This is a genomic window from [Clostridium] celerecrescens 18A (assembly GCF_002797975.1).
Lineage (GTDB): Bacteria > Bacillota > Clostridia > Lachnospirales > Lachnospiraceae > Lacrimispora > Lacrimispora celerecrescens.
Genome location: NZ_PGET01000001.1, coordinates 1024165 through 1036156, shown reverse-complemented (window position 1 = coordinate 1036156; position 11992 = coordinate 1024165). Strand labels below are relative to the sequence as shown.

Here is an 11992-nt window from a genome sequence, read left to right as displayed (position 1 = left end):
TTTATGAGTTCTTTAAAAAAAGTTCCTTATTGGGCTGTGGTCTCTTCGGTCGGAAGTGCTGCCGGGAGATTGGAACCGTCCTCCCCTTCTTCCCTGTTGACGTATTCTTCCGAAGGATTTAAATACTCTTCAGGAATCGGATTTCCGTTTTCCATGGTAGGAGCCTGCCCAGTGGTCTCTTCTGCACCTGATTCTTCAGACGCATTTTCTCCCTGGGATGCGCTTTCAGTTTCACTGGTTATCCCTTCCTGCTCAGGAAGCTTTGCTGCTTCCTCCGGCAATGGCGAGGTTTCTGCATCTGTATCCGGAAACACATTTATATAAGGAAGAATCTCCGCCATAATCTTCTGAAAAATCTGGCTGGCATAGGTACTGTGAGGCTGATCCTCCACATGAGGCTCATCAACCACAACATAAACCAGAACCTGAGGATTGTCCGCCGGAGCATAGCCGCAGAAGGATACCACATAATTGGTCTTATCACGGGGGATCTTCTCGGCAGTACCGGTTTTACCGGCAACTTTATATCCTACCACCCTTGCAGCGCCTCCTGTTCCTCCCTCTGCATTGACGGTCTTAAACAGTGCTTCATTGATGTATTTGGTGGTTGATTCCGATACCGTTTCCCTGACAAGAACTGGTTCAACCTTTTTAATGACAGAACCCTGTTCGTTAAGGATCTGCTTCACCACATGAGGTTCATAATAGGAACCTCCATTGATTACAGAGCTATAGGCAGCAGCCATCTGGATCATGGTCGTGCTGAAATTCTGTCCAAAGGAGTTGGTTGCAAGATCCGTAGGCCCCGCTGTATTCTGGGTATAAACAAGAGTTTTATTATCTGCTTCTCCTGGCAGATCGATTCCGGTCTTAGAGCCGAAACCGAAAATCTGCTGATACTTGTAGAATTTTTCTTTTCCCATCTGCTGGGCAATCCGCATCATGACCACGTTGCAGGATTTCATCAGTCCTTCCTCAACGGTGATCAGGCCATGTCCATATCTGCTGACGCAGTTGATCTTATGCCCTCCCACCTCAAGGAACTTGTTGCACTCATAAGTTTCCTTACCGGTAATCGCTCCTTCTTCCATAGCGGCTGATACGGTAAAAATCTTTTCTGTTGACCCCGGCTCAAATCCGTCACTGATGCAAAAATTACGCCAGGTCTGGTTCCATGCCACCTGGGTCCCCAGGGACTTGATCTCTTCACTCGAATAGTGCTCTGTAACGTTTGTTTCCGTTAAAGGCTGGGCATCTTTATTCTTTCTCTTGTAATCGTCCATGGCTTCCTTGATCCCAAGCTGCCGCAGTACATCATCGGTATACTCCGGCCTTAAGGTTCTTGGATTGTTTAAATCAAATGCCTTATCATTTGCCATGGCCAGGACCTCGCCGTTATTGGGATCCATAACGATTACGCCTACCCGTTTGCTTCCTGTATTCTGTTCCCATTCATTGATATATTTTTCTACGATCTTCTGTATGTTTACATCCATGGTGGAAACCACGGTGCTGCCATTGGACGCTGGCTTTATGACTCTCTCTAAGTTGGAGTCATCATTTAAGTATCCGTATTCCCTTCCGTTGATTCCCATAAGGGTCGTATTATAAAACTGCTCGATCCCTCCTGTTCCATCCATTCCATCTCCGTTGGCAAAGCCAATGACATTGCAGCCCATGGAGTTATAGGGATACACCCGTTTGTACTCATCCTCAAACCAGATTCCTTTAATAGCCTTTCCGCTTTTTTTCAGCGTATCTGACTGGTCTGCCTTATACTTATCATATTTTTGTTTATCGTCATAAGTCAGCTGCTTTGCATAGCGTACATACTGCTTATCCTTCTTTTCCTGTATGAGGTTCATGATTTCCGTCCGGTCATAGCCAAAGCATTCTGTGAGAGCTGTTACGCTCGGCTCCAGGAAAGAATCCTGGTCTGACATGATCTGTTTGGGATCCAGGATTAGGTTGTATACCTTTTCACTGGTTGCCAGATAGGTTCCGTTGCGGTCCATGATATCCCCGCGCTTAAAGGGTATGATGCGGCTGTCATATTCCTGCTGGGACAGCACGATCTGATTGTAATCTTCCTTTTTATTTGTCATCAGATTATACAGCGTCATAACTAATGCAAACAAAGCCAGCGTAATTACCAGAACAGTAATCGCCAGCTTTTCCTGCATATAACGGGGAAATACCTTACTCTTTTTACTCCTGTTTTTATTAGTGCTTCGGGATATCCTCATTCTGTCTTACATACTCACTTTCCGTCTTATCATAGTGAAGGATCTGGTCCTTATTCGCATAGACCATACCAAGTTCCTCAGTAGCCACTTTATACACATGATCCAAATCGACAGAAGTGTTGATATTCATTTCCAATGCATTATTTTCAGTTTTCAAATGTTCCAGCTTTGCTTCTAAAAGCTCAACGCCATGAATACTGGCTGTAATAGAGGATTGCAAATGCAGATAATTCACGCACAGGCAGAGGGTGCAGACTGCGGCAATGGTCAGCATGACCACATAAGGCAAATCCATCTGCAAAGCCTTTTCACGATTTCTTCTGACCTGATGGTTTACTGATGGACGACGGATTTCTTCCGGTGTATGAACCGGCATAGGAACCGGCATGGTTTTACGGACAGTATTCCCCTGAACGTAAGTGGAGCTCCCATAGGAACGCACATTCTTTCTTGCAGCCACTCTCTCTTCCTCCCTTTTTAAATTCGTTCAAATACCCGAAGCTTTGAACTCTTTGAACGTTTGTTTTCTTCAATCTCTTCTTCCGACGGTATGATTGGTTTTCTTGTAATCACCTTGCCTTTGCTCTTTTTTCCGCATACGCAGACCGGAAAATTAGACGGGCAGATACATGGGTCCTCATTGGTCTTAAATCTTGTTTTTACGATCCTGTCTTCCAAAGAATGAAATGTGATAATGGACAACCGCCCACCTGGATTTAACAGATCAATCATGGTATCAATGGACTTCATTAAAACTTCCAGTTCCTTATTCAGCTCGATCCGTATCGCCTGGAATGTCCGTTTGGAAGGATGTCCTCCCACTGCCCTTACCTTTGCAGGGATCGCTCCTTTGATGATCTCAGACAGCTCTCCTGTTGTCTCAATGGGCTTTATCTGCCTTTCCCTAACAATGTGCTTAGCAATATTTTTTGCAAACTTATCTTCTCCGTAATCCCTTATGATCCGGTATAAGTCAAATTCACTGTAGGTGTTGATGATATCGGCTGCTGTCTGTTCATTCCTCTGGTCCATACGCATGTCCAAAGGCGCATCTTCTTCCCTGTAGGTAAATCCTCTTTCCGGTATGTCAAGCTGGTAAGAGGACACCCCTAAGTCCAGGTAAATCCCGTCCACTCGTTCGATTCCTAAATCCTTTAATACTGTCTGTATGTTTTCGTAATTGCTTCTTACGACCGTCACCTTATCTTCATAAGCCTTCAGCCGTTCTGAGGCTGCCTTAATGGCGTCCCCATCCTGATCAATTCCGATTAATCTTCCGTAAGTTCCAAGGCGCTTGCACACTTCTAAAGCGTGTCCGCCTCCTCCCAGCGTTCCATCTACATAGATTCCGTCTGGTTTTACATTCAGGCTGTCAATGGTTTCATATAGCAGCACTGACTTGTGTTCAAACATCATATACCAAGTCCTTCCATAGCTTCCGCGATTTCTTCCATATCTTCATAGGTATTGGCTGCGATCCATGCATCCTTGTTCCAGATTTCAATACGGCTTCCCACGCCTACAAGAACTGCGTCCTTTTCGATTCCCGCATGTTCCCTTAAAACTGCAGGAAGCAGAATTCTTCCCTGCTTGTCCACTTCGCAGGCACTTGCTCCGGCCAGAAAGAATCTGGAAAACTTTCTGGCATTGGTGTTGGTCAGGGGCAGGCTTTTTAATTTATTTTCCAGGGCAGTCCACTCATCATTATCATACACAAATAAACAGCCATCCAAACCCTTCGTAACGACGAATTCTTCTCCCAGCTGCTCTCTGAACTTCGACGGGACAATGAGACGCCCCTTTGCATCGACTGTATGATTGTATTCACCCATGAACATACCAATCACCTGCTTGTACATCGGTAGGGTTTTGGACCACTATCCCACCATTTTCTACCACTTTGCACCACTTTCCACCACTTATGGTTTAATTCTAGTACATTTACTGTGAAATAGCAAGAACAATTTCGAAGAATTTTCAATTTGATCTGTCCTTCATGTAACTGTGAACGGCTGTTCTGCAAGGATTTCCATATAATGGAAAAAAGGCATTCCCTAAGTCAGTGATTTGGAACTCACGGACCAGGGAATGCCTGTCTTTTACATTATTAATTTTCTTTGCTGTATGCGACTCCCAGCTTAGCGGGTACATTAAAGTTTCTTCTGGATACGGTCAATATAATGGTCAGCAGATAAGGCAGGGCGATGAATAATTCATTAGGGAAGTAGCTTCCTCCTCCCACCGACTGCATATAAATGGCAATGGCTTCCGTAAGCCCGAACACCACGGTTCCCAAAACAGCTCCTTTGGGATTCCAGTTGCCCAAAAAGCATATGGCAAATGCGATCCAGCCGCGTCCGCCGATGATATTTGTGGTAAACATTCCCAAATATCCTACGGAGTAAAATGCGCCTGCAATGCCTCCCATTACTCCGGCCAAAAGGACCGTAAAGAACCGGACTGCATTTACATTGATACCCGCCACATCCACTGCCTCCGGATTTTCCCCCGTAGAACGGATGGTCAGTCCAAAGGATGTCCTGAATAAGAGGAAATAGGACGCAGGAATGAGTAAATAAACCACATAGGTCAATATATTCTGCTGGAAAAACACCGGACCCATGACTGGAATCTTACTGAGAACGGGAATCGCGATCTCAGGGAGAGGGCTGATTTTAAGGGGTGCGGTGGGAACGCCGAACAATACCCGCTGAAGGTAAGTACAGATCCCGGCTGCCAGCACATTAATGGCCGTACCAGTGACTACCTGGTGCTGTTTTAAATAAATACATACCACCCCATACACGGCTGCCGCAATAAGTCCCGAAAAAATAGCGGCAAGAATTCCGATGAATGCACTGCCGGTCAAATAGGTTCCCACGAATCCACCCCAGGCTCCCATAAGGAAAATCCCTTCGATTGCGGTAACCATCATACCCGAACGCTCTGCGATTACTTCTGCAATGGAACCAAACAGCAAGGGCGTACTCATCATCAGTGCACGTTTTAATAAGCTTATGATCATAACCTGTTTCACGCTCCTTTCTGCAGTCTGCGCTTCTCTCTCCTGTTTTCCAGATAATGCCGGAAGAAATAGGATATGATAACGAACAGCATGACAAACCCCTGCATCAGATCAACAATGCTTGCAGGAACATTGACTCCCGGCATGCGCCCCATTAAATTCCCCATAACACTTAAAGCGCCGAACAGGAGCGAGGCGAATATGATTCCGATGGGATTGGCATTGGCAAGAATTGCGATTCCCAGGCCTGCGGAGCCTACTCCGCTGTTAAAATCCTGAATCAGCATATGCTGAACACCGTTTACTTCCGTAAATCCGGCTGCTCCCGCCAGGGCGCCGCTGATAAAAAATGCGGCCACAAAGATCTTGTTTGAATCAATTCCTGACATCCTTGATGCAGAGGCATTGCTTCCCACTGCACGGATCCGATATCCCAGGGGCGTCTTATAGAGAAGCACCCAGATGCCAACGGCCGCCAGAACCGCCAGCACAAATCCGATATGCAGCCTGGTCCCCTTTACGATAACAGGAAGCCATGCAGACCTTGTTATGGCATCGGTCTGGGGATACTCTCCTTTGGATTCTTTTAAAAATGTGCGCAGCAGATAATTCATGACAGCCAAAGCAACGTAAGTGGACATCATGCTGACAAGGAATTCATTGGCTTTAAAGCGTGCCTTTAAAAATCCGATCAAAGCGCCCATAAGCCCGCCTGCCAGTGCCGCAGTCAGGCACACAAGAATTAAAAGCACTGCTGTAGGAACCTTTCCGTCAAGCTGCAGGGATAAGGCAATGGCGGCAATGGAGCCCATATAAAACTGTCCCTGTGCGCCGATATTAAACAGATTTGCCTTAAACGTAAACGCGAAGGCCAGCGCTGTAAATATAAGGGGTGTAGCCTTTAAAAACACTTCCCCCATGGTATATTTATCCGTAAACATGGTATTGATGGAATATACAAATACTTCGACCGGGTTGATATGCAGCAGCAAAAGCATGAGGCCGCTTAAGAGCAAGCCGGCAATGATGGCAGCAGCATTTGTCACAATTAAGTCCCTGACTTTTGTATTCATGCTTTACGCCTCCTTCTCCTCTTTGTAGCCGGCCATTAATAGACCGATCCGTTCTGTGTTAAGCTGGTCATGGTCGTAGATTCCCATAAAGGAGCCCTTGTAGATAACGGCAATCCTGTCACATAGCTGGAAAATCTCCGACAATTCGGTGGATACGAGCAGAATCCCCTTTCCATTCTTCCGTTCTGCCAGGATGTTATTATGAATGTTATTGATGGCTCCCAGATCCAGTCCCCTGGTAGGCTGGTCCATGATCAGCACTTTTCCTGCGTTTCCCACTTCCCTGGCAAGAATGACCTTCTGCTGGTTGCCCCCTGATAATCCCTTGATCTGGGCATCCGGACCCGGCGCCTTAATATCAAATTCATTGATGGCATTTTGTGTGTCATTTTGGAGTTTCTTCTTATTTAAAAAGCCGTGTGAGATCCATTTCTTATCAAAGCTTGTTTTTAGCATCATATTTTCAGCCAGGGTCATTTCTCCTACCATTGCATCCCGGTAACGGTCTACCGGAACGTATCCGATTCCCTGATCGATGCGTTCCCGGATGGAAGTGGATGTAATATCAATGCCATTTAAAAGCACTTTTCCCGAGGTCACAGGAAGGGCACCGCAAACTACCTCGCACAGCTCCTCCTGCCCGTTTCCGCTCACTCCTGCCACTCCAAAGACCTCACCTTCCATGATCTGAAATGACAAATCACTCAAAAGTGGCGGCTCTCCTTTGCGCTGTACCGTAACGGAAGACAGCTCCAGACAGACCTTTCTTTCTTTTTGCTCTTCTGTCTGCTCCCTCTTTGGGGGCACCATTTCTTTCCCCATCATCAGCCTGGCCAGCTCTACCTCATTGGTATCCTTTGCAGAAAGGTCTCCCGTAAGCCTTCCGTTTCGCATAACAATGATCCTGTCCGCAACCTCCATAACCTCCTTCATCTTATGGGTGATGAAAATAACAGAATTTCCCCTGGACGTATACTCTTTTACAAACTCCATCAGCGTTTCCGCCTCCTGGGGCGTCAGCACTGCTGTAGGTTCATCCATAATCAGCAGGCTTGTCTTTAAATAGAGGGCCTTAAGGATTTCCACCTTCTGCTGCACTCCCACTGCAAGCTCCTCCACTTTTGCATTCACAGGAATTTGAAACCCGTACTGGGCAGAAAGCTCTTCAACTTCCTTCTTGCATTTATCGTAATCAATCACGCCGTTAACATTGCCTAAAATAATATTTTCCGTTACCGTATGGGCGGATACCAGAGAAAAATGCTGCTGGATCATGGAAATTCCCAAAGCCATGGCATCTTTTGGGGAGGTGATCCTCTGTTCCTTTCCATCCATCAGGATCTGCCCCTCATCCGCCTTGTAAAGGCCATAGAGGATCTTCATAACCGTGCTTTTTCCTGCCCCGTTTTCTCCCAATAGTGCTAGCACCTCTCCCCTATTTACAGAAAAAGAAATGTCCTTGTTTGCCACGACCCTGGCAAAATATTTTGATACATTCTTTAATTCAAAAAATGGTGTATTCACGAAACCCCTCCTCTTCCTGCTAAGAAAACACGCTTTGCGGATTTTTCTTAGTTGATGCGGCATTCGCCGAATGAATATGCAAGCATTTCGTCCGGCTCATTGCCCGCTCAAACAATGAGGGCTACGCAGTTTAAACAATCCTGTTTTTCTCCTGCGTCAGCCCTCCGGTTAGATCTTACTTTTCAAACATCGCCTGTAAATCTACCTTGCCGTCCTTGAAATCCTTGATTCCCTGGTCTACCGCATCCTTTACTTCCTGGGAAATATTATCGGTATATACCGGCGCAAAGATATCTTCATTAATACCAGCTTCATGAACCATATTTCCGGAAAGCTTCCCATCCATATAAAGGCCCAGAGCCCAGATATAGAAATTCTTGAAATCAAAATTTACAGAAGCTACAACGGTATTTGGATCGATGGTGGTCTGATCACTGGAAAAACCAATGAATTTAGCGCCTTTTGCCTTAGCTGCCTCAATGCTGCCAAGACCTACTTCGTTGGCATATACAAACATGGTGTCTGCTCCGTTGTCGATCATCTGCTCTGCCATCTGTTTGCCAAGGGCTACGTCGTTCCAGCTATTGGCATAGGCTCTAGTCGCTTTTGCACCGGTAATGCCACGGCTTTCTGCGATTTTAACAGAATTTTTTTCATATACATCCATCAAATGCTCCATCGGCTCGTTGGGGAACCCTCCGATGGTTGCGAAGTTTCCGTTCTTTGTTACATTTCCTGCAAGAATGGAGGCTATATAACTGGCTTCATATTCTTTTGGGAAAATAGGAGCCACATTATCTCCGTCACATTTGGAGCCGTTCACCGCGCAAAAAGTGGTGTCCTTATAATTGGGAGCCACTGCTGCTACTGCTTCGTCAAACTGGGAACCGGCTGCCATTATGAGGTCATAGCCTCGTTCCGCATATTCACGGAAGGTTGACTCATAGTCAGATGCCTGCACGTTCTCTACGTATTCCATTTTGGTGCCCAGCTTTTCGTTACAGGCTGTAAGGCCTGCATAGTTTGTTGCGTTCCAGCTCTGGTCATTGATAGGCCCTGGAAGAATGAGGACAATTTTATAATCCGCCGCGCTTTTTCCTCCTGCCTGAGCCTTTGTTTCAGCTGCACCCTCTGTCTTACCTCCGGCACTGCAGCCGCTGAGTACAAGTGCTGCTGCTGTTACCGCTGCCATGAGTAATGCGCCAAATCTTTTCTTCATACTAAGTTCCTCCTTTTTTTGCATCCGTTCACGTTAATATCTGACATTTCTTCAGTTATCGACACGATTCGCAGACGTCAGTGTGTTGTTTGTAGTAATAGATTATCATTTTCCGGAAGTCATCGCAATTCTATGAGATTACTATTTATACCAAAATATTAAGTTATTTGTAATTATGACCAAATAAAATAAAGACAGGAGAGACTTTTTGGTCATTTTCCCGTCTTCTTTTACACTAAATCAAATGGCTCTGTCGCCTGTTCCGATACTCCAGGGGTGTGATCCCATATGCTTTCTTAAAAGCACTGCTGAAATATTTCGCCTCTTTGTAACCTACCATTTCCGCCACATCTGCCACCTTATATTCCACATGGTTCAGGTATGATTTCGCCTTTTGCATCCGGTATTCAGTAACGTATTCCATAAGATTTTTTCCTGTATGCCGTTTAAAAAGCTCACAAAGATAATTGGGGGACAGATGAAGCTCGCCGGCCATATCTGTTAACGTAATCCTGCCTCCATAGTGAACGGCAATATATTGAATGGCTTTTAAAACCAATAAATTTCCGACCTCGCCTTCCCCTTCTGAGGGCCGGTCCCGGATTTCTTCTTTTTTATGAGATTCCGGAGAAAGCTCCTGTTCCAATTCTCTTAATACGGACAGAAGTTCTCTTGGATCCGTTGGCTTTAACAAATATCTGGTCACTCCCAGCTCAATGGCCTTCTGGGCATAGGAAAAATTACTGTACCCGCTTAAAATAATGATGCGGATATTTAAGTTTCTTTCCCGGATCTGGCGGATCAGTTCTAGGCCTGATACTTCCGGCATCTTGATATCTGTAATGATTACGTCAGCTTCCAATTCATACAGAGCCTTGAGAGCCGAATGGACGTCTTCAAACACCCCTGTAACCTGAAAACCTTCCTGGGCATCTAACAGTTTAAAAAGCCCTTTTCTGATTTTCGGTTCGTCATCCACGATGATCAGCTTCATATCTTACGCCCTCTCCTTTCCCTCCTCCGCCCTCTGATACAGTTTCCTGGTCTTTGGGAATGCGCAGATTTACAATCGTACCTTCTCCATATGTGCTTTCTATAAAAATCCCGTAAGCTTCCCCATAGTGGAGGCGGATACGGCGGTCTACGTTCCTTACTCCGATTCCTGTATGTCCTTCCTTCTCCACATCAGGTACTTCTTCCCTCAGGTGGTTAAGCTGTTCAGGAGTCATGCCGATTCCATTGTCTTCTACCGAAATAAGCATTTCATCTCCGTGATCTTTTAAGACGATGCGGATGATTCCCTTCCTGTTTCTCGGCTCAATTCCATGAGTGATGGCATTTTCTACAATGGGCTGCAGAATGAGCTTTGGAACCCGCTCAGCTGCCAGGGATTCCTCTGCTTCCACAGAATATTCCAGCCGTTCTTCCAGACGATTCTTTTGAATTTTCAAATAACACAGCACATATCCGATTTCCTTTTCAAGGGGGACAAAGGCATTTTCATCTTCGATGCTGTAGCGCATAAGGCCTGCCAGTGAAAGGATGATGTCGCTGATATCAAATTCTCCCCGGTCGATCAGCATCCAGTTGACAGAATCCAGGGTATTGTAGAGAAAATGAGGATTGATCTGTGCCTGGAGCGCCTGGACCTCCGCATTCTTCTGGGCGATCTTTTCCTGATAGACCTGCCTGATCAGGGTATTGATCTCTTCCAGCATGTAATTAAAGGATTCTGTCAGTTCGCCGATTTCATCCTTTCTTTTATTGGGAACCCGAACGGCAAAATCTCCCTTCTGAACCTGTCCCATAGCCTTAGAAAGACGCTTGATCGGTCTCGCCATGGTATAAACCAGAAGAACGATGAATACTGCAATTCCCAGGGTGCTCATCACTGCCACCAGCCAAATGGCTTTGTTCAAATCTCCGGCCTGGGGAAACAGCCCTTCAAAGGGTATCGCCGAATAAGATCTCCAGCCAGTGATGCCGTTATATTGTCCGCAGACATAATACCTCTTATCGTTCCATATCAATTCAAAACGCCGGATCCCCCGCTCGAACCGGTCATTAATTTCTTCCTGCCACCCATTGTTTATCTTGGGATTGCTGCAGATCACCTGTCCCTTCTGGTCTAAAATAAACAGGTATTGATACTGAAACAATCCCTGATTTCCTAAAAGCAGATTGCTGAACATGTCCGGATCCAGTTCAATCACCATAATTCCCAGACTCTTCTCTTCATTCCTGTCCTGAATCGCCCTGACCACGGTAACCGCCTGATGATCTTCTATTGGATCTGAAAAAAGCTTTGGCATAATGCCCAGCCAGACAGTTTTATTGTTTCTGCCGCCTACGGCATCATCATAGCTTTTAAATGTTTTTACCGAGATGTCTTTGGGGGCCGCCCCATTGGTATCGACAGTTGTATACATCACCTTGGAGGCATTGATGATGGAAATATCCATCTGTTCCCCAACGGATTTGATGAGACTTCTGCAGTAATCATCAAGGTAGGTACGGCTGATCCCCTTATCCCCATCGTCCCAGCCGGGGGTACATGCATCACGTACAAGCTGGCTGGCCACAGCATTGTCAAGGATTTCCATAATATAGCGGACCTTGACATTGATATTGATATCAATGCGGTTTATGGTATCTGACATTTCCTGTTTCTTATTCTTTACAACAATGGCCTTGCTATGGGAAAAGGAGAGACTCCCTATAATAGCCCCTTCGATCATGGCTGTTATAATAAACACCAGAGTCAATTTCATTCGGAACGACAAATGCTTCATTTCCCCACCTCCGGACACTATTACCGTATTTGTAACAGTTTTCTACAATTCATAGATAAATATTACATCCCACCGTGAATTGTGTCAAATTACTTTTACAAAAATCGTTCATC

The 11992-nt window shown here is 45.6% G+C and carries 10 protein-coding genes; all 10 read right to left on the bottom strand.

Annotation, left to right across the window (positions count from 1 at the left end):
* Window positions 1-26 precede the first annotated feature (26 nt).
* Window positions 27-2183, bottom strand: coding sequence for a peptidoglycan D,D-transpeptidase FtsI family protein (locus H171_RS04855; protein WP_100304139.1), 2157 nt, complete (start codon window positions 2181-2183; stop codon window positions 27-29).
* A gap of 40 nt (window positions 2184-2223) precedes the next feature.
* Window positions 2224-2706, bottom strand: a complete 483-nt coding sequence (locus H171_RS04850; RefSeq protein WP_100304138.1) for a cell division protein FtsL — start codon at window positions 2704-2706, stop codon at window positions 2224-2226.
* 17 nt (window positions 2707-2723) lie between these two features.
* Window positions 2724-3662: a 16S rRNA (cytosine(1402)-N(4))-methyltransferase RsmH gene (gene rsmH / locus H171_RS04845; RefSeq protein WP_100304137.1), complete on the bottom strand. Its 939-nt coding sequence runs from the start codon at window positions 3660-3662 to the stop codon at window positions 2724-2726.
* The gene (mraZ, locus tag H171_RS04840; RefSeq protein ID WP_025233638.1) at window positions 3659-4084 is read right to left on the bottom strand and encodes a division/cell wall cluster transcriptional repressor MraZ; all 426 of its coding nucleotides are present in this window, start codon (window positions 4082-4084) and stop codon (window positions 3659-3661) included. Before mraZ ends, rsmH begins: the two co-directional genes overlap by 4 nt.
* 269 nt (window positions 4085-4353) lie before the next feature.
* Window positions 4354-5271 (bottom strand): ABC transporter permease, encoded by a 918-nt coding sequence (locus H171_RS04835; protein ID WP_100307424.1) that lies wholly within the window; start codon window positions 5269-5271, stop codon window positions 4354-4356.
* Between the two features lie 8 nt (window positions 5272-5279).
* The gene (locus H171_RS04830; RefSeq protein ID WP_100304136.1) at window positions 5280-6344 is read right to left on the bottom strand and encodes an ABC transporter permease; all 1065 of its coding nucleotides are present in this window, start codon (window positions 6342-6344) and stop codon (window positions 5280-5282) included.
* 3 nt (window positions 6345-6347) lie between these two features.
* A complete protein-coding gene (locus tag H171_RS04825; protein WP_100304135.1) occupies window positions 6348-7868 on the bottom strand; it encodes an ABC transporter ATP-binding protein in 1521 nt (506 codons plus the stop codon).
* A gap of 175 nt (window positions 7869-8043) precedes the next feature.
* The gene (locus H171_RS04820; protein ID WP_100304134.1) at window positions 8044-9087 is read right to left on the bottom strand and encodes a BMP family protein; all 1044 of its coding nucleotides are present in this window, start codon (window positions 9085-9087) and stop codon (window positions 8044-8046) included.
* A 235-nt stretch (window positions 9088-9322) separates the two neighbouring features.
* The gene (locus tag H171_RS04815) at window positions 9323-10081 is read right to left on the bottom strand and encodes a response regulator transcription factor (RefSeq protein WP_100304133.1); all 759 of its coding nucleotides are present in this window, start codon (window positions 10079-10081) and stop codon (window positions 9323-9325) included.
* The gene (locus H171_RS04810; RefSeq protein ID WP_100304132.1) at window positions 10059-11879 is read right to left on the bottom strand and encodes a cache domain-containing sensor histidine kinase; all 1821 of its coding nucleotides are present in this window, start codon (window positions 11877-11879) and stop codon (window positions 10059-10061) included. Before H171_RS04810 ends, H171_RS04815 begins: the two co-directional genes overlap by 23 nt.
* Window positions 11880-11992: the final 113 nt, after the last annotated feature.

Bases quoted from the DNA above. Each gene is read 5' to 3' on its own strand.
- mraZ (WP_025233638.1), bottom strand. From the start codon at position 4,084: ATGTTCATGGGTGAATACAATCATACAGTCGATGCAAAGGGGCGTCTC.
- H171_RS04815 (WP_100304133.1), bottom strand. From the start codon at position 10,081: ATGAAGCTGATCATCGTGGATGACGAACCGAAAATCAGAAAAGGGCTT.
- H171_RS04810 (WP_100304132.1), bottom strand. From the start codon at position 11,879: ATGAAGCATTTGTCGTTCCGAATGAAATTGACTCTGGTGTTTATTATA.
- H171_RS04835 (WP_100307424.1), bottom strand. From the start codon at position 5,271: ATGATCATAAGCTTATTAAAACGTGCACTGATGATGAGTACGCCCTTG.
- H171_RS04830 (WP_100304136.1), bottom strand. From the start codon at position 6,344: ATGAATACAAAAGTCAGGGACTTAATTGTGACAAATGCTGCTGCCATC.
- rsmH (WP_100304137.1), bottom strand. From the start codon at position 3,662: ATGATGTTTGAACACAAGTCAGTGCTGCTATATGAAACCATTGACAGC.
- H171_RS04820 (WP_100304134.1), bottom strand. From the start codon at position 9,087: ATGAAGAAAAGATTTGGCGCATTACTCATGGCAGCGGTAACAGCAGCA.
- H171_RS04855 (WP_100304139.1), bottom strand. From the start codon at position 2,183: ATGCAGGAAAAGCTGGCGATTACTGTTCTGGTAATTACGCTGGCTTTG.